The organism is Niallia taxi (assembly GCF_004005475.1).
Taxonomy (GTDB): Bacteria; Bacillota; Bacilli; order Bacillales; family Cytobacillaceae; genus Niallia; species Niallia taxi.
This window is the reverse complement of record NZ_RZTZ01000009.1, coordinates 69,166-90,324: the sequence shown is the minus strand read 5'-3', so window position 1 is coordinate 90,324 and position 21,159 is coordinate 69,166. Positions and strand designations below refer to the sequence as shown.

24 protein-coding genes and 1 pseudogene are annotated in these 21,159 nt (G+C 33.6%); 20 read left to right on the top strand and 5 right to left on the bottom strand.

What is annotated here, in order from left to right:
* Positions 1-9 precede the first annotated feature (9 nt).
* Positions 10-1,653, top strand: a complete 1,644-nt coding sequence (locus EM808_RS19410) for a C40 family peptidase (protein WP_164849717.1) — start codon at positions 10-12, stop codon at positions 1,651-1,653.
* A gap of 330 nt (positions 1,654-1,983) precedes the next feature.
* Here the strand turns inward: EM808_RS19410 and EM808_RS19405 are convergent, their stop codons facing one another.
* Positions 1,984-2,250 carry a hypothetical protein gene (locus tag EM808_RS19405; RefSeq protein WP_127739860.1) on the bottom strand — a complete coding sequence of 89 codons (267 nt, stop codon included), beginning with the start codon at positions 2,248-2,250 and terminating at the stop codon, positions 1,984-1,986.
* A 228-nt stretch (positions 2,251-2,478) separates the two neighbouring features.
* Here EM808_RS19405 and EM808_RS19400 point away from each other — a divergent pair, with 228 nt between their 5' ends.
* Positions 2,479-3,372: a hypothetical protein gene (locus EM808_RS19400; RefSeq protein ID WP_127739859.1), complete on the top strand. Its 894-nt coding sequence runs from the start codon at positions 2,479-2,481 to the stop codon at positions 3,370-3,372.
* Positions 3,373-3,671: 299 nt separating this feature from the next.
* On the opposite strand, the gene EM808_RS19395 is transcribed toward EM808_RS19400, so the two are convergent.
* Positions 3,672-4,340: a response regulator transcription factor gene (locus tag EM808_RS19395; protein ID WP_164849716.1), complete on the bottom strand. Its 669-nt coding sequence runs from the start codon at positions 4,338-4,340 to the stop codon at positions 3,672-3,674.
* A 164-nt stretch (positions 4,341-4,504) separates the two neighbouring features.
* Between EM808_RS19395 and EM808_RS19390 the strand changes: the two genes are divergently transcribed.
* The 18 genes and pseudogenes from EM808_RS19390 (at position 4,505) to lgt (ending at position 18,436) form a co-directional block, all read left to right on the top strand.
* Positions 4,505-4,834, top strand: a complete 330-nt coding sequence (locus EM808_RS19390; protein ID WP_127739857.1) for a four-helix bundle copper-binding protein — start codon at positions 4,505-4,507, stop codon at positions 4,832-4,834.
* Between the two features lie 287 nt (positions 4,835-5,121).
* Positions 5,122-5,706, top strand: coding sequence for a YdhK family protein (locus EM808_RS19385; RefSeq protein ID WP_127739856.1), 585 nt, complete (start codon positions 5,122-5,124; stop codon positions 5,704-5,706).
* Positions 5,707-5,777: 71 nt separating this feature from the next.
* Positions 5,778-5,999, top strand: coding sequence for a helix-turn-helix domain-containing protein (locus tag EM808_RS19380; RefSeq protein WP_127739855.1), 222 nt, complete (start codon positions 5,778-5,780; stop codon positions 5,997-5,999).
* On the top strand, positions 5,996-6,340 hold the full coding sequence (locus tag EM808_RS19375) for a helix-turn-helix domain-containing protein (protein ID WP_127739854.1): 345 nt from the start codon (positions 5,996-5,998) through the stop codon (positions 6,338-6,340). Before EM808_RS19380 ends, EM808_RS19375 begins: the two co-directional genes overlap by 4 nt.
* Positions 6,301-7,167 (top strand): annotated as a pseudogene (locus EM808_RS19370) (IS3 family transposase); the annotation flags it as partial. The gene EM808_RS19375 and the pseudogene EM808_RS19370, both read left to right, overlap by 40 nt.
* A gap of 79 nt (positions 7,168-7,246) precedes the next feature.
* Positions 7,247-7,864 carry an NAD(P)/FAD-dependent oxidoreductase gene (locus EM808_RS19365; RefSeq protein WP_127739852.1) on the top strand — a complete coding sequence of 206 codons (618 nt, stop codon included), beginning with the start codon at positions 7,247-7,249 and terminating at the stop codon, positions 7,862-7,864.
* 141 nt (positions 7,865-8,005) lie between these two features.
* On the top strand, positions 8,006-8,269 hold the full coding sequence (locus EM808_RS19360) for a hypothetical protein (RefSeq protein ID WP_127739851.1): 264 nt from the start codon (positions 8,006-8,008) through the stop codon (positions 8,267-8,269).
* A 14-nt stretch (positions 8,270-8,283) separates the two neighbouring features.
* Positions 8,284-9,407 (top strand): IS3 family transposase gene (locus EM808_RS19355; RefSeq protein WP_127739850.1). Its coding sequence is split into 2 segments (ribosomal slippage): positions 8,284-8,530 and positions 8,530-9,407, totalling 1,125 coding nucleotides; the frame shifts between segments, so codons are not numbered across the junction.
* A 48-nt stretch (positions 9,408-9,455) separates the two neighbouring features.
* The gene (locus EM808_RS19350) at positions 9,456-9,668 is read left to right on the top strand and encodes a hypothetical protein (RefSeq protein ID WP_127739849.1); all 213 of its coding nucleotides are present in this window, start codon (positions 9,456-9,458) and stop codon (positions 9,666-9,668) included.
* Positions 9,669-9,706: 38 nt separating this feature from the next.
* Entirely contained in the window at positions 9,707-9,955 is a 249-nt protein-coding gene (locus EM808_RS19345; protein WP_127739848.1) for a YwmB family TATA-box binding protein, read from the top strand.
* 172 nt (positions 9,956-10,127) lie between these two features.
* Positions 10,128-11,246, top strand: a complete 1,119-nt coding sequence (gene spoIIP / locus EM808_RS19340) for a stage II sporulation protein P (RefSeq protein WP_127739847.1) — start codon at positions 10,128-10,130, stop codon at positions 11,244-11,246.
* A 131-nt stretch (positions 11,247-11,377) separates the two neighbouring features.
* Positions 11,378-11,683: a hypothetical protein gene (locus tag EM808_RS19335; RefSeq protein ID WP_127739846.1), complete on the top strand. Its 306-nt coding sequence runs from the start codon at positions 11,378-11,380 to the stop codon at positions 11,681-11,683.
* 305 nt (positions 11,684-11,988) lie between these two features.
* Positions 11,989-12,330, top strand: coding sequence for a metal-sensitive transcriptional regulator (locus EM808_RS19330; RefSeq protein WP_127739845.1), 342 nt, complete (start codon positions 11,989-11,991; stop codon positions 12,328-12,330).
* 14 nt (positions 12,331-12,344) lie between these two features.
* Complete coding sequence (gene copZ / locus EM808_RS19325; RefSeq protein WP_127739844.1) at positions 12,345-12,551, top strand: copper chaperone CopZ; 207 nt, start codon at positions 12,345-12,347, stop codon at positions 12,549-12,551.
* 168 nt (positions 12,552-12,719) lie between these two features.
* Positions 12,720-15,152 (top strand): heavy metal translocating P-type ATPase, encoded by a 2,433-nt coding sequence (locus EM808_RS19320; RefSeq protein WP_127739843.1) that lies wholly within the window; start codon positions 12,720-12,722, stop codon positions 15,150-15,152.
* A gap of 206 nt (positions 15,153-15,358) precedes the next feature.
* Positions 15,359-16,915 carry a multicopper oxidase family protein gene (locus EM808_RS19315; RefSeq protein WP_127739842.1) on the top strand — a complete coding sequence of 519 codons (1,557 nt, stop codon included), beginning with the start codon at positions 15,359-15,361 and terminating at the stop codon, positions 16,913-16,915.
* Between the two features lie 89 nt (positions 16,916-17,004).
* On the top strand, positions 17,005-17,592 hold the full coding sequence (gene lhaT, locus EM808_RS19310) for a lipoprotein heptaprenylglyceryl N-acetyltransferase LhaT (RefSeq protein WP_127739841.1): 588 nt from the start codon (positions 17,005-17,007) through the stop codon (positions 17,590-17,592).
* 43 nt (positions 17,593-17,635) lie between these two features.
* Positions 17,636-18,436 (top strand): prolipoprotein diacylglyceryl transferase, encoded by an 801-nt coding sequence (gene lgt, locus EM808_RS19305; RefSeq protein ID WP_213084036.1) that lies wholly within the window; start codon positions 17,636-17,638, stop codon positions 18,434-18,436.
* 74 nt (positions 18,437-18,510) lie between these two features.
* On the opposite strand, the gene EM808_RS19300 is transcribed toward lgt, so the two are convergent.
* From EM808_RS19300 to EM808_RS19290, 3 genes are read right to left on the bottom strand one after another with little or no spacing between them, the layout of a single operon-like run.
* Complete coding sequence (locus tag EM808_RS19300) at positions 18,511-19,089, bottom strand: TVP38/TMEM64 family protein (RefSeq protein WP_127739839.1); 579 nt, start codon at positions 19,087-19,089, stop codon at positions 18,511-18,513.
* A complete protein-coding gene (locus EM808_RS19295) occupies positions 19,086-19,769 on the bottom strand; it encodes a response regulator transcription factor (protein WP_127739838.1) in 684 nt (227 codons plus the stop codon). Before EM808_RS19295 ends, EM808_RS19300 begins: the two co-directional genes overlap by 4 nt.
* Entirely contained in the window at positions 19,766-21,151 is a 1,386-nt protein-coding gene (locus EM808_RS19290) for a sensor histidine kinase (protein ID WP_127739837.1), read from the bottom strand. Before EM808_RS19290 ends, EM808_RS19295 begins: the two co-directional genes overlap by 4 nt.
* Between the last annotated feature and the right edge of the window lie 8 nt (positions 21,152-21,159).

Sequence of the window (21,159 nt, the reverse complement as noted above, 5' to 3'; positions counted from 1 at the left end):
GGAGGAAATATGAAGAAAATAGCTGCTATTTGTTTAAGTGTTGGGGTAATTGGAACAACGCATGTAAGTGCAGAAGAACAAAGTCAAACGGTATCCGATCACTTACAAAGTAATCAAGACAGCATTCAGGAACAAGTCACAAAGATGGATAAAGAGATAAACGCTTATAAAAATGAACGAGTTATTCTGGAACGACAATTGAACCAGTATGATAAGGCGTTGGAGCAGAATCAACTTACCATAAAAAAAGAACAGGAACGATTAGAATCTATTTCTTCTCGGTTAGAAACGATTAACAAACAAATGAAGGAAATAGATCCAGATGGTCAGTTAAGTAAAATGGTCCATCAAGATCTAATCCTTGGAATTCCTGCCATTACGACAGTTAATAAACAACAATATTTATTGGATAACGTTCAACAGGTAAGTCAATTACTTACGCTGCAAGAAGAGCTAAATGAAGCTACGTCGGAACTGGAAAGTAACCAAGTGGAATTAGAAGGCATGGTTTCACAGCTACAAGAACAACAAAGTGAAAAGGAACAATTGGTGGAGCAGCTGAAACAAAAAGAAGCAGCTTCCAAGGAACAAAAGCAACAACTCCTAGAAAAAAACAAGAAAATAGAGAAAGAAAAGAACCTAATAGAAGAGGCAATCAGCAATGAAGAGGAGAGAGCAGAACAGGGAAGTGCATTCTTTGGTCAAAGTAATATCCCTTCTAATACTACTGTTATTAGTCCATCTATAGATACAAGCGTTACTGGAGTTCCATCACAGTATATGAAGTACTATCTGTACGGAGAAAAAGAATATGGTGTACCTTGGTACTATCTGGCTGCCATTCATTCCATAGAGACAAGCTTCTCCACTAGTCCTACTATGACTTCTTCGGTTGGAGCAATTGGTAGCATGCAATTCATTCCAAGTACTTGGGTTGGGTACAAGTATGAATCGAGCGGAGGTTTGGTTGGAGAGGATGTAGATATTACTGACCTAGAAACAATCAAAAAGGGAAATGGTTATGGTGTGGATGCAGATAATGACGGCAAAGCAGACCCTTATAGCGTTGCAGATGGAGTAGCTGCAGCTGCTAACTATTTATCTAGTAATGGATTTGCCACAGATCCGAGAAAAGCTATCTGGCATTATAACCATGCAGACTGGTATGTGGAAAAAGTAATCAACTTAGCTGAAAACTTCAAAAATGGTACCCAAATCTCTAAGGATGGAGATGTTCAACTGAAATCCGGTGGGGAGTATGACGTTACTACTGTAGGTAACCGGTGGATTGGAAACTCCGTTTATGTATTTGGTGGTGGTCGCAATCAAGAGGATGTAAAGAACGGTAGATTTGATTGCTCTAGCTTCGTTTATTGGGCGTATAATCAAATAGGGGTTCAGTTAGGAGAACAAAGCTCAGTAAGTACGGAGACATTAAAAAATAGGGGTACTGCTGTTGAAGAGAAGGAAATGCAGCCAGGTGATTTAGTCTTTTTTGATACATATAAAAAGGATGGGCATGTCGGTATTTATATAGGTGATGGTAAATTCATTGGTGCTCAAAGTTCCAATGGGGTAGCTATAGAGGATATGACTACAGGCTATTGGAAAGAAAAATTTAATCACCGAGTTCAGCGAGTTACTAATATTTAATGATTCAAGAATCAGTTCCTATTCATGGTATAATAAGAGGGTAGAAGCTCGTCACTTCTAACCAAAAGTTATTAGCGAAACTCAATAAAAGGAAGGGGAGTAATATCCTCTTCTTTTTGTTATTTTAAACCTTTTTTACATTGTGACTCCAGGTGCGATATAACTATACATAAATGTTATAACTTTGGGAATAATATAAGAGTAGCAAGTTTAAATCCATTTGCTTGCTATCACCTTACATGCAAGTGGTTGGGGCACTCTTGTTTACTGGGATTCCAAGAGTGACCCAACCATAAGCCATTAAAACCTATGTCTTTAAAGGTTTGACTTTTAATTTTCATCATTCTCAGAATCCACAATAGAAATGGCTTTATACCAGCCCTTAGCAATCTCCATATCTCCTGTTCTCCTAGATTCTCTCTCCACATACTTTCTTAAAGTTATAACATAATCCGGATCTATTTCAGCGAATTTACGTACATATAGAATTTGTTCTTCTAATTTATAAATGCAGCCTAACGCAATATAAACGGAACCAAAGGTAATGTTTTCTTTTGTACCTAACCGATCTAATATTCTTAGCCCTAATTTAAGCATAAATATCCTTCTTTCTATAGTTTTATCGCATCGCATTAACTTAACGAACATAATACGCTGTTCTTGCTTCATTTACAACCAGCTGTTGAAAGTTAATACCAACTAAGGTTTTTCACAGTGTCAGGGATAATGTCGAATAACTTTTTTTGATTATACTGACATAAGTAACAATTGCACTATTTTTAACCCTATATAATTACTCTATTAAAGCTTAGGAGAGATGAATAGATGGATAGAAAAAAGAAATTTATGATGGGATTAACACTTACAGGAATACTGACTATTGGAGGATTGGTTAATCCAATTACTTTGGAAAACACACGTGTAGAAGCAGCTTCTAATGTTGATACAAGTGGAAGTATACCCAAGAAGGAAAATGAGATTTTAAGATACTTGAATAATTCCATGTTGGATTACTATCAAGAGGAAAAACAAACAGTAAAGACAGAAATAGAGAGCCTTATTCTAGTAGAGGAAGTCACAAAGAAAAGTCAGCTATTTAAAATAACGGAACAAAGATATGAAGCGTTACAAGTGTATAAAGAGGAAAAAAAGAAGAATGCTACACAAGCGAAGCAAACGTATAATAAAAAATTAAGTAATATAGATACGGAACAAACGAACATAGAGAAGAATTTTGAAAAGAAGATCGCACAATTAAATGATTCTCAATCGAAACAATTAGCCTCTATAGGGAAATCGATGGAATACAATATCTCTTCCATGCAAAAAGAAGAATCTAAAAGAATAGAAATGAATGCTGGAACAGATGAGATTATGAATAATATTACTTTAATCAATAAAGCTGTTGTTAAATACAAAACACAGGCCATTCGATTACATTTTGATAACGATATAAAAGGGAAGGAAACAGAGATTAAATTACTAGGTTTAACAACTAGTTTCGAAAAGGACAAATGGAATTCTCAATTTAAAAGGGGATCGATTTCTAAAACAGTTCTTAATTACAAAATTAGCAATTTAGAGTCAAAAGAAAAAACAGAGAAGAATAGATTAAACGGTGTCATATCCACTATGGAAAAAGCAAAAAACAATCAACTTCAAAACCTATTTGAACAAAAAGATAAAACGGTAAAAGAATTACAAAAACTTATAAAATAACAGGTAATGTTATAATGGATACATATTTTAAAAGTGAATGAGATAACCCAAAAGGGAAACAATTTTGACTAAACAAAACACTCTCTAGACAGAGAGTGTTTTGTTTATAAGTAAAGGAATAGCTCTACTCTTGTGTTGAAGAGTAATTCCTCGTATTAAGTATAACAGGGATTTCCTAATTAAAGGGAAGTCCTTTTTATGTCGCTAGGGTTGTAGCATAATCATAAACGTTTTTGGAAAAATTACTTTAAAGGGAGGTAAAGAGAGTGAAAAAATCAACTATAATAACCGTAATAAAATCAACCATCTTGCTTCCAAATATAACCAACACCCCATATTGTTTCTAAATGTTTATCAATAGGAAATCCTGTTTCTCTAATTTTATCTCTAATGTTTCTAATGTATGAGCGAAGAGTTTGTTGACTAATAGGATTGTGTGTCCAAATACTTTTTATTAAGGAACTGGGGGTTAGAACTTTATTAGGATTATTAATCAGCAATTCTATAATTTTAATTTCAATTTGAGAAAGTGGTATCAGTTTTTTATTATAAGTCAATTCATGCTTACTTTTCTCTAATTGTAAATGATTAAATGTATAGACTTCACTCTTCACTTTAGGTAGAGTACGGAATAATGAGTTTATCCTAGCTAATAATTCTTCTTCATAAATTGGTTCTTTTAAACAAATATCCGCACCATTTTTAAGGATACTAACCAGTGAATCATTAGTATTATTACTAATTACTACTAAAAAGACAGAAGAAACAACTCTAATTTCCTTACATATGTCTTCCACTTTTAGTTTTAGTGAGGAGTTATCTATTAATACCATAGTAATGTTTTGACTAATAATAGAATTAATCATATCTTTAGGATTTACGGGTTCAATGCAATCAAATCCGTATCTCTTTAGGAGTTTAAACCAATAATACCCTTTGTCTCCTCCTATGATTAAGATTTTTTTCATCATAATTCTCCTAGCGTTTTTTTCATCATTTTATAAAAAAATTGTGTAGAAATTTTGCATTTAATTAAACAAAATCCTATTAAATATGCATTTTTTATGTAGTTTATTTAAATATCTTATGGGAAGTATAATATTGTTACTAAAACTATTGAGGAGGTAATAATATGAATATGACTTACGAAGAATGTGTAAAAGCTTGTTTAGAATGTATGGAGGCATGCAATTACTGTTTTGATGCTTGTTTAAAAGAGGATGACGTTAAAATGATGGTCGATTGCATCAGGCTAGATAGAGAGTGTGCAGACATTTGTAGCTTAGCCGCTAAGGCTATCCAGTCTAATAGTCCAGTAATGAAGGAAATATGTTTGTTATGTGCAGAGATTTGTGAAAAATGTGGAGAAGAATGTAAAAAACACAGTCATCATGAACACTGCCAAAAATGTGCAGAGTCTTGTTTTAAATGCGCAGAGATTTGCCGAAAAATGGTTTCTTAAGCTGATTTATCAATAGAACAAATCCAATAAGTTATTTACCAAATAAATAACTTATTGGATTTTTGTTTTTTCAGTTGTTCCGTTATTGTTATTATTTAGTATTATAAGGATGTTCTTAATTTAGGATAAAAAATTCTGCATAATTTATGCATTTTTTCTTAGTAAAATAGGGAAAAATACATAGGGAGGAGCAGAAGCTGAATTCTAATCAATATTTCCCATCATTTTTCAGATGTTTTTATGAGAAAAAGCATTCTAATTATTGAACCAGAAAAAGGAGAGGAAAAATGAAGAAAAAAACTTTTATGAAAAGCAGTCTTATCTTGACTCTATTGGTCTTATTATTAGCTGCTTGTTCTAACAATAACAACGATAATAGCTCAAACTCAAGTGAAGAAGAAGGTATGGATATGTCTTCTCAAGATATGGAAGGTATGGATATGTCAGGATCAGGAGAAGTGCCTGAAGGTTTAAAAGTCGCTGAAAATCCTAAGTATGATGTAGGAAGTAATGCTATCATCAATGCAGACCATATGGAAGGCATGGACGGTGCTGAGGCAACTATTGTAGGTGCTTATGATACATTTGTTTATACGATATCGTACACACCTACAACAGGTGGAGAGAAAGTAACAGACCATAAATGGGTGATTCAAGAAGAAATTGAAGATGCTGGGGATGAAGCAATTGAGCCAGGTACAGAAGTAATAATCAATGCAGCTCATATGGAAGGCATGAATGGGGCAAAGGCTACAATTGATTCTGCAGAGAAAACAACGGTTTATATGGTCGATTACACTCCAACTACAGGGGGAGAAAAAGTAACGAACCATCAATGGGTTACTGAAAGTGAATTATCTCCAGTAGAATAATAAAAAAGGCTATCTTAAGTGCTGCACCCCAAAAGTTAGAGTTGAAATCTAACTTTTGGGGGTGTTTTTTTATGGCTAAATATAGTGGGAATTTCAAACTGAAAATTGTACAAGAGTATTTGCAAAGTGCTTTAAGTTATGACCGATTGGCGCAAAAATACAGTATTCCATCTTCTTCGCCAATTAAGAATTGGGTAAGTGCTTATAAAGCTTTTGGCGAGGAAGGGTTACAACGGAAAATAGTTAATGAGGAATACCCTGTTCATTCAAATTGGATGTATTACACTTTATGAAACAAACAGGTGCTTCTTTTCAAGAGACAGCGATTCAATTTAGGATAAATAATCCGAGTTTAATCGCCAATTGGAACAGTAAATTAGAAAAAGAAGGAATAGAGGGCCTGCAACAAAAAGCAAAGGGGCGCCCGTCTATGTCTAAAAAACCAAAAACAACAGCGAATAAACAGAATAAACCAATGTCACGTGAGGAACAGTTAGAACGTGAAAATGAAATGCTTCGTTTAGAGGTTGCCTATTTAAAAAAGTTGAAGGCTTTTCGAGAGAATCCGGATGCCTTCCTCGAAAAGCACAAGCAGCCATCGCCTTCGAACTTAAAGAAGAAGGATTCCGATTAAAAGATGTCTTAACACAAGTGAAAATTCCAGAGGCAACGTATCAATATCAAATCAAACAGATGAAACAAAAGAATCCAAATGAAACGTGGGAAACGCTGATTTTAGAGACGTTTGAGAAGCATGAAGGCAGATATGGTTACCGTCGTATTCATGCGGAATTGAAAACGCAAGGTTACCCCGTTAACCATAAGAAAGTACAACGTATCATGAAGAAACTAGGTTTGAAATGCGAAAAATTCGTGCGTAAATCACGCTACAAATCGTATAAAGGTACGGTTGGGAAAGTGGCGAAAAATCGTTTGAACCGTCGTTTCCACACACCACATACCCTTCAAAAAGTTGTGACCGACGTAACGGAATTCAAATGTACAAATGATGAGAAGTTGTATTTAAGCCCTATCATGGATTTATATAACGGCGAAATTATTGGGTTTAGTATGTCTAAAAGTCCAACGCTGGAATTTGTGATGGATTCATTAAAACAGGTGCTTCCTATTATTCAAGAGCGTGCCAAATATAGAACCACCATTCACTCCGATCAAGGCTGGCACTATCAGCACTACAAATGGGTACACACATTGAAAGAAAATAAGATGTACCAAAGCATGTCTCGCAAAGCAACATGTGCAGACAATGCAGCAATGGAAAACTTCTTTGGCTTACTGAAGCAGGAAATGTATTACGGAGAACAATTAATTTCTTATGAAGCCTTGAAGATGAAGATTGAGAAGTACATCCATTACTATAACAACGATCGAATTAAACAAAAACTGGCCGGCATGAGTCCGGTAAAATTCCGAACTCATGCCAGCCAATTAGCTGTGTAATAAAAACTCTAACTTTAAGGGGTCACTACCTTACGGTAGCCTTTTTTTATCATTAAAATTAATATGGGAGTTGGACAAAATGGGGGCTGAAAAGATAAAAATTACTGTTAACGGTGGTATCCAGTTCGGAGCTAGAATAAATGCAAGGCAACTATCGATTCTGGCTAAATATTTAGATGAGAATCAAGAGGTAGAATTAACTACCTTCCAACAAATATATTTAGAGATTCCAAAAAGTAATGCTCAAGAAATAATGAAGGAATTTAGGATGTCTGGATTAAGTTGTTATCCAGTAGGCAATTATGTGAAAAGCCTACGTACATGTAATTTTTGTAAAGGTTCTGAGGAGGAAGGTATGCCTGTAGCACAGGAATTGAACAGAAGAGTTGCAGGTAGGGAAGTACCATTTACTTTGAAATTTGCTTATACTGGTTGTCCCGTGGGTTGTGGTGAACCATTAGTAAACGATATAGGAGTAATGAAAATAAAAGATACTTATTCCTTGTATATTGGGGGGGAAAGTACTGGGAAAGATGCAGAAATAGGAACATTATTATTTAAGGATCTTTCACCAGAGCAACTATATCAAAAGGCTGATAAAATCATAGAATTATATATTTGTGAAGGTAAGAAGAGAGAAAAATTTTATAAATTTGTTAAGCGAGTGGGAATAGATCGAATCAAGGAAAGTCTTTGATTTTGATAGAAAAGGTTATAGAGTTTGCTTTATAACCTTTTCATATTTTTGCTAGTTAATATTTGCTTAATAGATTAAAAGACTATTAGGTATAAAAACAATTAAAATAGGACAGTATGAAGCTAGAAGGGGGATATTTATATGAAGAAAACAATTATCTATTCAACAGCTTCTGTCCTTTTAATTTCTTTATTTTTTCATTTTAATTTTAAGGTCCTTGGAAAAGAGGATAAATTACTACAAACTATTGATAATCTCCAATCGATAAATGCTAATATTGCTCAGTGGTCTATCTTCACAAAAAAAGAGGAGAAGAGTGATTCTTCATTAAAGAAATACTATGAATCGGCTACACTAAGTTGGACAGAATTTATAAGGGCTAGTACACTAAACATACTAACCTAAAGGAGCTTGGTACAATGCCGCGCCAACGTAGAACTTTTACAGCCGAATTTAAACTTCAATTAGTAAAGCTATATGAAAATGGAAAGTCCCGTGCGGATATCTGCCGAGAGTATGAAATCACACCATCCTCATTAGATCGTTGGATTAAAAATCATCAAGAAACTGGATCCTTTTTTGCGAAAGATAATCGTACAGAGGAAGAGAACGAGTTAATGAGATTACGCAAAGAAAACCAACGCTTAATGATGGAGAATGACATTTTAAAGCAAGCTGCGCTGATCATGGGACGAAAATAAATGTGATTCGAAATAACACACACAAATATTCAGTATCAGCAATGTGTAACGTCCTCCATATACCCAAAAGTAGTTACTACTATCAAGCCAATTTGTGCGAAAAAGAAGCCCATGAAAGAGAAGAAGTGGAGCTTTCCAATGAAATTCAACGCATTTTTAAGGGAAGTCGTTGTAACTATGGTACTCGCAAACTCAAAGTAGAGTTAAAGAAGCAAAACTGGATCGTTTCTCGTCGTCGAATCGGTCGGATTATGAAACAACTAGGCTTGGTATCGAATTATACGGTGGCACAATACAAGCAATATAAACAATCCAGTAATGAAGCTCCTACCCGAAACGAGTTAAAACGTCAATTTAACCAAGAAGAAGCATTAACAGTAGTTGTAAGTGATTTAACATACGTCCGTGTCGAGAAAAAATGGCATTACGTATGCTTATTTGTCGATCTTTTCAACCGAGAAATTATCGGCTATAGTGCTGGTCCAAATAAGACAGCTGACCTGGTATATAAAGCATTGGCAAGCATTAAAGGTAACTTTCATAACATTCAACTGTTTCATACAGACCGAGGAAAAGAGTTTGATAATAAACTACTTTCCGAGGCTTTAGAAACATTTGGGATTCAAAGATCTTTGAGTACAAAGGGATGTCCATACGATAACGCCGTCGCCGAAGCTATGTTCAAAGTCTTCAAAACGGAATTCGCAAATGGAGCCCATTTTACTTCTCTTGAACAGCTAAAACTGAAATTAAATGATTATGTTCATTGGTTTAACCATATTCGAATTCATGGAACACTCGGTTACTTAACGCCAGTAGAATTCAAGAAACAGGCCTTATAAAAGTTGTCCAGTTTGGTGTTGACATTCCACTATAAAAGAAAATCTGAGTTGAAGAAAAAATATCAACAGTTTAACTGGGAAGTGGAGAAAGATGAAAACCATCATATTAAGTTAACTGGTTCATTAAAAGAGAAGAATAGAGAACAGTTAATTACCCTAACTGCATTTAAAGAAACTGATAAATATAATATTTTGGAAACCTATAGTTATAAAAATAGGGGTTGGAATAAAGAGGAATACAAAAAAGTATTATTAACATAGATGAGAAAGAAGAATACTATTTTACAGTCAAGGCATTAATGAAAAAGCAAGAAAATATTGAACAAATTTCAACTTTACTTGTAAAAAAATTTTCAGTAAAATCTATTGAAAAATTAGTTGAGGATGATTTTGTCTCAATTACAGCCTATAACAAGTCGTGGGAAAATTATTTAACTAGTAGTAAAAAAAATAAATTTAATGTTCAATTTGGTATAAGGACTAATAAAGATCTCCAAAACGCTTATAATTTAACAATTGGAAGCCCCATAATAACAGAAGAATATTGAAGGTTTTAACTATGGCTACCATAATGAGTATGCCATTTTTTTATGCAAGAGAAGTAGATTATACCATTCTAAAAAATTCTATCTCTATTAATGTGCAGAAAATATGCAGACTACTGGTGAATCTATCACATATAAATATGTAGATAACACTATCTAATAAGGAGGGTCTAATATGATTCTAAAAGTAAATGGTTATCTACTAGCTATTATTTTAGTGATGTATTTTAGTATTTTCCTAATAAATTATCTGAAATTAGATATCAAGCTTTCTTCAGATATTGTATCAACCTCTACAAAGCAACTAGATGCAGATATGCTTTCCTCTTTATTAGCAAATGAAATTGTACAATTTAATTTATCAGATGTGAACAAAGAAATAGTAAAACCCTCCATTTTAAACGGTGTGGTTTGGGTTACTTCAAATATTTGGCCAGATGATATAAGAACCTTTTTAGGAAGAGAATTAGTAGGATTTTCGCAATTTAATACAGAGATAGCTATTGCGGGGAAAGGAACGAATTTAGCAACATTGCCAATTGAGTCTCCACCTCCTAATGATGCCATTCTTTTAAATGACAGTAATAAAAATAGCAGCTCTAATGAAGAGAAAATTGAAACCCCAAAGAAGGATACTTCTGATAAAAAGGTTGTTTATATATATCATACTCATAGTTGGGAAGCTTTTTTACCACAACTTTCAGGTGTGACAAATCCTAATCAGGCGTCTAGCATAGATGAAACGAGAAATGTTATTCAAGTGGGTACCCAATTACAGAATGAATTACTAGAGAGAGGTATAGGGACTGAACATAGTACTACCAATGTAACTGCAGAACTTAAAAAGAAGGGTTGGGGTTATTCACAATCTTATAGTTTAACAAGAGAAATCGTACAAGAAGCAACTGCCAAGGAAAACTCTTTAGTATACCTTATTGATATACATAGGGATTCACAGGCAAGAAAAATAACTACATTAAATTATGATGGAATCGAATATGCAAGATTATTCTTTGTAGTTGGAAAGGATAATAAAAACTATGAACGAAATCTTAAATTGGCCAAAGATTTAAACGAAAGATTAGAAAATAAAATTCCTGGGATTAGTAGAGGAGTTTTTGTGAAAAGTAAAGATGAAGGTAATGGAGTTTATAATCAAGATTTATCAAGTAATTCTATTCTCCTGGAATTTGGTGGGGTGGATAATACACAGAAGGAACTTTCAAATACGGTTGAAAAATTTGCAGAGGTGTTTAGTGAATATTATAAACAAGTAGAGGAAGTAAATAATTAAATATATTTCCAGTACTAATTGTGCGGGTGATTATTATAAACATATAAATTTGGTGTAAAGATTAAAAATCCACACTTTCTCCAAATTTTAATTTATATTAACCACTAGAACAATGGAATGGAGAAAAGAGAATGAATTTCAAATTGGCAGTAAAAACAACATTCCTTTCTTTAATCATCCTTATCTTAGCAGCATGTATAACCGCGCAAAATGAAAAAACAAAATCCGTGGTGGATAGTAAAGAAAAAGTAAAAGAAGTAGTTCTTATAAGAAATAATTATAAGTTAGATAAAAATTGGAATTTAGTCGATATTCCAGACAATATAGTGATTTCTAAAAATAACAAGGATGTACAGGTTTTTGAAGAAGAATATGTATGTAAGGAAATGAAAGAAGATAGGAATATAGTAATCGGATATAATCACAACAAAATGTGATGGTCATCAAATATTAAGTAACCATATACACGTTGATCTTAAGTAACTTAATTAAAATCTGAAAAGGGTACGCCTAGGTTACTTTAGGTTTATTTCATACATACGTTTGCTACAGTACCATTTAAATCCTTTTTAAAACAAGGGGAGTTATATGTGACTTATTCTTCTATAAAATCTTATTACAAAGACAAAGCTGAAAAAAACCCTTGGGTATGACCAGCGATAAATAGAAGAAAAAATTAACTTTAGGCTTTACATAGGGTGCGGGGGTATAGTATACTTTGTTTGTGGAGGTGAATGTATTAATGACATCTTTTTTAGATAATGATGAGTCTTTAGAGGAAACTCATTGTTCCACTTCAAGTGATCGAAAAAGCCATCACTCCAATAAGGTCAAACAAAACCTTATAACTAGGTTAAATCGGATTGAAGGTCAAATACGAGGTATAAAAGGATTAATAGAGAAAGATACTTATTGTGATGATGTCATAACACAGATATCTGCTACACAAGCTGCTATAAATAGCGTTGCAAAGATTTTACTGGAGGGTCACCTGAAAGAGTGCGTTGTTGAGCGAATACAAGAAGGTGACTTAGAAGTATTAGATGAAGTTTTAGTAACAATACAAAAACTAATGAAAAAATAAGGGAGAAGATAATTATGGAAAAAGTAAAATTGAACGTACAGGGTATGTCTTGTAATCATTGCGTAAACTCAATCGAAGGTAGTGTAGGTAAAATTGATGGCGTATCAAATGTAAAAGTTGATCTTGGAGCCGGATCTGTATTTGTAGAGTTTGATAAAGAGGTAGTTACATTAGATAAAATTAAAGAAACAATTGATGATCAGGGTTACGAAGTACAGTAATACTAACAGGGGCGAACGTTAAAAAATAACGTTGCCCTCTCTTTATAAAATAAATATACCTGTAGGGGGTATTTTTTATGTGGACTATGAAGAGAATATAAAACCTTTTTTGTGTCAAATTAATAAAGGATTTTATAACTGTAAATGAAAGTTATAGGAGGGTATAAAATGTCAACAGAAAATGGTTCATTAGCACAACCAAAACCTAATACTAGTGAAAATGTTTCACTAAATATTACTGGAATGACATGTGCAGCATGCGCAACTCGTATTGAAAAAAACATATCAAAAGTGCAAGGCGTTCAACAAGCAAATGTAAATCTAGCTACAGAAAAAGCAGCAGTGACCTATAATCCATCACAAGTTTCAATTGAGGAAATAATTGAAAAAGTTAACAAAACAGGGTATGGGGTTGAACAAGAAAAAGTAAATTTAAATATCATAGGTATGACATGCGCCGCTTGTGCTACTCGTATTGAAAAAGTATTAAATAAGGTAGACGGAGTGAAAAATGCTACTGTTAATCTTGCAACAGAGAAGGCCAGTGTTGAATATATTCCGGGAAGTACCAATGTAGATCAATTAGTTAATGTAGTAAAGAAGGCTGGCTATGATGCAAAATTAATTAGTGAAAATGATGGGGATTATGAACAAAGTGCTCGAGAAAAAGCATATAGAAAACAAAAAATAAAATTTATTGTTGGTGCTATTTTATCTATACCTTTCTTAATCATGATGATATCAGATTTTATGATGGAGTACGGAAATGGAGGGTTTTTCCACTTAAATCCTTGGATTCAATTTTTACTAGCCACAGTAGTTCAATTTTATGTTGGTGGTCATTATTACCGCGATGCTTATAATTCAGTTCGAGGAGGTAGCGCAAATATGGCTGTACTAGTAGTGCTAGGAACATCAGCGGCCTATTTATACAGTTTAGTTGTTACCATAATGGGGACTGGGCAATTTCTTTATTTTGAAGCCGCAGCTGTGGTTATGACTCTAATTGTTTTAGGAAAGCTACTGGAAATAAGGGCAAAAGGTCAAACTTCTGAGGCTATAAAAAAATTAATGGGTTTACAGGCAAAGACAGCTAGAGTTATCCGTAATGGTATGGAAGTGGATATACCACTAGAAGATGTTCAAACAGAAGATATTATTTTCGTTAGGGCAGGCGAAAAGATACCAGTTGACGGAATAATTATAGAAGGAAATACTACAGTTGATGAATCTATGTTAACAGGAGAAAGCATGCCTGTTGGTAAGAAAGCTGGAGATAATGTTATTGGTGCTACTATGAATAAACATGGTTCGTTTAAATTCCAGGCAACTAAAGTTGGAAAAGATACTGCTCTTTCGCAAATAATTAAACTAGTTGAAGAAGCCCAAGGATCCAAAGCGCCAATTCAGCAAGTTGCAGATAAAATATCAGCAGTATTTGTACCAATTGTAATTGTAATAGCTTTAGCGACATTTGGTATTACATTCGTACTTCTTGGATTTACCCCAGCGTTAGTTAGTACAATTGCAGTACTAGTTATCGCATGTCCATGTGCTTTAGGATTAGCCACACCAACAGCTGTGATGGTAGGGACAGGTAAAGGGGCTGAAAATGGATTACTTATAAAAGGTGCAGAACATCTACAAAACTCACAGCGTGTAACAACAGTTGTGTTAGATAAAACCGGTACTATTACAAAGGGCGAACCTGATGTAACAGATATTGTTCCCTTCGGAAATCTTTCTCAAGATGAAATTTTACAAATTGCTGCAACTGCAGAAAAAGGTTCAGAACATCCACTTGGTGAAGCTATTGTAAACAGTGCGTCTGATAAAGGGTTAAATTTATTAAATGCAACTAACTTTAAAGCTATACCGGGGCATGGGATTGAGGTTAGTATCAATAATCAAAGGATTTTAATCGGTAATAAAAAGCTTATGGCTCAAAATAAGGTGAATATTAGTTCTTCTATTGATACTATGGAAAAATTCGAGGGTGAGGGAAAAACTGCTATGCTTATGGCTATTGATGAAAGTCTAGCAGCCATAATTGCTGTGGCAGATACTGTTAAAGAAACATCTACAGATGCTATTAAGGCTCTAAAGCAACTAGGTATTGAGGTCATCATGATTACTGGGGACAACCGACTTACAGCAGAAGCTATTGCCAAGCAAGTTGGTGTGGACCGAGTACTTGCTGAAGTTCTGCCAGAAGACAAATCTGCCGAAGTAGAAAAACTGAAGCAAGAAGGAAAAGTTGTTGCAATGGTTGGAGATGGAATTAATGATGCTCCCGCACTTGCTGCGGCTGATGTAGGAATTGCAATTGGGACTGGTACTGATGTTGCAATGGAGGCTGCTGATATTACCTTAATGCGGGGAGATTTGATGGGGATAGTCGATATAATTCTTCTTTCGAAATCAACGATGCGAAAGATACGCCAGAATTTGTTTTGGGCATTTGCATATAATATCATCCTTATCCCTGTTGCGGCAATTGGTTTATTAAATCCAATACTTGCCGGTGGTGCTATGGCTTTTAGTTCCGTATCTGTTGTAGGAAATACATTATTCCTCCGTAGATGGAAACCTATTAGATAAGTTGATAAAAGAACCTGCAAATATCTTGCAGGTTCTTTGTTTTATTTAAGTAACTACTGTTTATTGTTGTTGCAGATTTATTTCTACCAATAAGTTCTAGTTTTTGTTAGGTTAAAACGTTAAAATTTATGAACTTTTGTTCATATAAAATGCATAAAATCTCCAATTATTTTTAATATGATAATTCATGAAAGTGAGGAGAGAGAATGAAATTAAAAATAATAGCATTAATTGGATTTATATTGTTAATTCTTTCGGCATGCTCAAATAAACAAAACGAAAATACAAATCGAGCAGATGTTGAAAATCAGCCTGAGAAGATTACTACAGAAGAAACAACTGAACCTGAAATCTTAAAAGGGAACGAGTTTTCTATTGTCGCGAAAGAGGCAAAGCATCAATTGACAAAAGAAGTCAGTGTAGATGCTTGGACTTTTAATGGTTCGGTTCCAGGTTCTCAAATACGTGTAATGCAAGGGGAGAAAGTAAAAATCAACTTAAAAAATGAATTAGCCGATCCTGTAACTATACATTGGCATGGACTTGTTCTCCCAAATAATATGGATGGTATTCCGGGTGTTACTCAAAATGCTGTACAACCAGGTGAAACATTTACTTATGAGTTTACACCCCAAACTCCTGGCACTTATATGTATCACACTCATCAAGACGGTGTTAATCAACTTGATAAAGGTCTATATGGTGCCTTAATTGTTGAACCAAAAGAAAAAACATACGATCGTGATTATACGTTAATGCTTGACGAATGGATGAGTAATCCAGAGGAAGGTATGGATATGAGTGATATGGAAGGTATGGACATGGGTGAAAGTGATGAAATGGAAGATATGGATATGGATACGAGTAATGATGGTGCAAGCATGACGATGGACGATATGAGCGCATATGACATCTTTACCATCAATGGAAAAAGTGGTGAGATTATTGAGCCTTTAAAAATGAAGGAGGGTGAGACGGTAAGACTCCGTTTGGCTAATATTGGGTATATGACACACAAAATGCATTTGCATGGTCAGAAATTTAAGGTTGTTGCGATTGATGGGCAAGAAATAGACAACCCAGAAGTAATAGAAAATCAGTTAATTTCTATATCGCCAGGTGAACGGTATGATATTGAGTTTGTAGCAGATAACCCAGGGGAGTGGTTTCTGGAGTGTCATGGAAATATGGAAGGAACTGCTGGAATGAAAGTGAAACTACAATATGAAGGAAGTTCCTTATCTACAGACAAACCGAATCAGGAGAAAGAACTTCCAGAGTTCACTTACACAAATTATGGTTCCTCAAAAGAAAGTGAGTTCACTTTAAATCAGAAATATGATGTTAAATATACAATGAACCTAAATACAGAGGTATTAGATAATAATACGGCTTACACAATTAATGGAAAGGCTTTTCCGAATACAGAAAATATTTCAGTTAAAGAAGGGGACCTTGTAAAAGTAAAGCTTGTTAATAACTCTAAAGGTGAAGACCATCCTATGCATTTACATGGTACATCTTTTCAAATTCTAAGTAAAAACGGAAAAAATCTTGAGGGAGCTTCTATTATTAAAGACACTGTAAATCTAGAACCTGGAGATGAGTATATAATAGCTTTCAAAGCTGATAATCCTGGGAATTGGCTATTCCACTGCCATGATTTACATCATGCTTCTGCAGGTATGGTAACAATGGTTAAATATAAAGGGTTTCAGCCATCTTTTACTCCTGATAAAAATGCAAATAATCAGCCAGAATAATTTATCTTATAAAATAGGATAAAATGCGGCCTTTTAGGGCAGCATTTTACTGCTAATAAAAATAGTAACCGATAAAGGACGGGGAACATTTGAATTTTACTTTATTATTAAGGGATAAAAAGGTGTTGTTTATTCTATTAGTTGTCAATATTATAGGCACATTATATGGATTTATTTGGTATGGTGGTCAACTTTCGGTTACACCTAATAAATATCTAATTTTTGTTCCTGATAGCCCAACAGCTAGTTTGTTTTTTGTGTTTGTATTAATTGGTTTGATTTTAAGAACAAATTTACCTTTGTTTGAGGCTCTAGCTATTGTAACGTTATTTAAATATGGAATATGGGCAGTTGTAATGAATGTATTAGTTCTGATAGAGATAGGATATTTAGATTGGTCTAGTTACATGCTGATTTTCTCCCATGGAGCCATGGCAATTCAGGGTTTACTATATAAAAGTTTCTATAAAATAAAAGGTTGGCATCTAGTAGTTGCTGCAATTTGGACTCTTCATAATGATGTGATTGATTATCTATTTAACATGATGCCAAGATATAGTGTATTGGATAATTATATTCCGCAAATAGGCTATTTTACTTTCTGGCTAAGTGTTATTTCTATTGGCATTACGTATTTTCTTTGTATAAGAAAGAAAAATGCAATACCGGAAATTTGAAACAAAATCTCAGTCTTGAAAATTTAAAACGAGGTGAATCTTTGTGGAGAACATACAACAGTTAAATAGAATCGCTTTTGAGTTTGGAAATTTCACTGTTTATTGGTATGGAATAATTATTGGAGCTGGTTTACTTCTTGGGTGGATTCTTGCTACTAATGAATCTAAAAAACAAGGACTTCCTAAAGACATTTTTTCCGATCTCTTATTATGGGCTATACCTATTTCAATTATTAGTGCCAGGATTTATTATATTTTATTTCAGTGGGACTATTACAAAGAGAATATAGGAGAAATCGTGGCAATATGGGAAGGGGGTATTGCGATACATGGAGCTATTATAGGAGGGGTCCTGACTGCTTGGGTTTTTGCTAAAAAGAAAGGTTTATCCTTTTGGCAATTGGCTGACATAGCAGCACCTAGTCTTATACTAGGTCAGGCAATAGGACGTTGGGGGAACTTTATGAACCAGGAAGCTCACGGTGGCAAGGTTACTAGAGATTTTCTGGAGAATTTAAATTTGCCAGATATTATTATTAATCAAATGTATATTGAGGGCGCGTATTATCATCCCACTTTTTTGTATGAATCCTTATGGAATATTCTTGGCTTTACTTTATTAATTGTTGTTAGAAGAATTATTACCCTTAAAAAGGGAGAACTATTTTTAGGTTATATAATGTGGTATTCTTTTGGGAGGTTTTTTATTGAGGGGTTAAGAACGGATAGCTTAATGCTTACAGATAACTTACGGGTTGCACAAGTAATTTCTTTGATATTCTTTATTGCCGCTGTACTATTAATCTGGTATAGAAGAAGGCAGGAATGTGAAAAACTTAGATAATTTAACATCTACAAAAAATAGGCACCAGTTTTTCAGAAGCCTATTTTTTGTTGTTTTTTCTATGATAGGTGACTTTATCTCCATTTTTTATCTTGTTGCTTTATTTTTTTTAACTCTTTTAAAATATATATTAATAACAGGATTATTGAGCAATATATTATTGTCTCTTTCCATCCAGATAAATTGATATTGAATACCTTATTAATGGAATAAACTTCAATTAGAAGCGATGGAATTTTTCCTATTGTACTAGCTATAGTAAACGGGATAATTCTAATGCTACCTAATGCTGCTGTTAATGTCACGGCACATGAAGGAATAAAAGGAAGAATTCTTAACAGGATTATAAGTATTACGGCATTAAATTCAGTTGTGTTTTGTAACTTTTTTAAGAAGTGACTTTTTATCTTATACTTAGTGGTAAAGCGTTTTAACCCTTTACGGTATAAGATAAAACTTACTATAGCACCTAATGATTCACCAATTATTGAAATAATAATTGCTAATTTTAAATCAAAATAAATAATATTTATAGTAGTAAGAAAGGCACTAGGAATAACTCCAAAAATTGCTATTATAATATTTGCAATTATAGTAACAGCAGCTATGACGATGGGGTTCCCTGGTAAATACTCTATAAAGATGTTCTTCAATCAGATTCTTTTCCAATCCACTTGTATCCAACACCCCATACTGTTAATAAGTATTCCTCTGAAGGAAAACCAGCCTTTCTAAGTTTGTCACGCAAATTTCTTATGTGTGAATCTATTGTTCTATCTTCAGTTTCTACTCCATGTCCCCATATGGAGTGTATCAGATGGTCTCTAGTGAATACTTTATTTAGGTTTTGGAGAAAAAGTTTCATAAGAGCAAATTCCTTTGGAGTTAGAGGAATATTCTTCGTCTGGTATTGTAAATCAAAGGACTCTTGATCTAAGACTAAGCCATCAAACTCTATCAATTCGGACCTATTACCTTTTCTTCTTAATACTGCTTCAATTCTAGCAACAAGTTCCTCACCATCAAAAGGTTTGGATATATAGTCATCTGCCCCTGTATTTAACCCTTTAACAACATCTTTTTTATCTGTTCTTGCAGTAAGCATTATTATTGGAGTTTCCCAGTATTTTTTAATTTCTATACATGCTTCCCAGCCATTCATATCAGGCATCATTAAATCTAATAAAATAAGATCAACGGGGTTTGATTCTAAATAAAGTAAAGCATCAATTGCTGAATTTATTTTTTTGCAGTGATAGCCTAATGGTGACAAATACAGAGCAATTAGATCAAGCATTTGCTGTTCATCATCTACAATTAAGATTTGTTTCAATTGACTTCCCCTCCATACGTTTTAAAAGATAGTATAAATGTTGTTCCGATATTAAGCTTACTTTCTACTCTTATTGTTCCTTCATGTGCTTGAACCAATTCTTGTACAATGGATAAACCTAGTCCAGTACCCCCTAAAGATCTTGTTCTTGACTTGTCAACACGGTAAAATCGATTGAAAATATAAGGAAGATCCTCTTCGGGTATTCCGTTTCCATTATCATGGATAATTATTTCCGTTTCTTTTTTTCTAGCTGTTACTATAACTTCTACTTTACTGTTTTTTGGAGAGTACTTCATAGCATTATCCAATAAGTTGAATATTATTTGTTCCATTCTCGCTGGGTCTCCATGTAAAGAAGAAGTTCTAGGACAATTAATTGTTAAATCGATTTCTTTTTCTTTAAAGGCCGGTGACATTTTTATTTGTAATTTCACTAATAGCTCATATAGATTTATTTGTTGTTTCTGGATGAGAAATGTGTTTTTATCAATCTTTGCTAACTCAAATAAGTCCTCTATTAAAGTAGAAAGTCTATTTGCTTCTTCTACAATAATTCGAAGGTACTTTTCTTTTTCTTCCTCTTCAATATTTTTTCTAAGAGAAATATCAGCATAACCCTTTATATAAGTTAACGGCGTTCTAAGTTCATGAGAAATACTAGCCAAAAAATCATTTCTCTCTTTTTTTAAGAAATTTAAGTCTCTTGCTAATTCTTTTAAGGATACTGCTAATTCTCCTAATTCATCATTACTTGTTTTTGGGAGATCGACTAAGAAATTCCCTTTACTTATTTGATAAGTAGCTTCCTTCATCTTTACGAGTGGTTTAGTTAAAGCTTTAGTAAGGAGTATAATCACAATAAAGGTTAAAAGAAGTGCAATTATACCAGCAAGAACAAAATGCTCATTTAACCTTCCAATTAAAGTGTGAATGGAGTCTGTTTCTTGGTACATGTAAACATAACCGATAATTTCCTTTTTTTGCAATATCGGACTTATAGTAATAATGTAAGGTTTATTTTTCCAGTCATCCTCTACAATTTCCCCCTTTTTCTTTATTTCTGTTTTTTGGGGGTAAATTAAGTATTTCTTGAAATTTTCATTATCAAATGAGGAACCTAGAACTTCTCCTTTTTGATTAACAATTACTACATCTGTTAAAGCCTCTGACTCCATTAAAATTACGTGACTAATGGAATCTTCTACAAAATGTTTCTCTAGAATATCTCTATGAGAGTTACCTCTTGCTTGTAAGGATGATAGCTCATCATCAATTCTGGCATTAACTATAGAATTATGAAGATAAGAAAACATAAATGCTTCTAGTCCGAAAATAATTATGCAAAATAGAATTCCTAATTTTATTGAAAGTTTTCTCATTAGCTCAC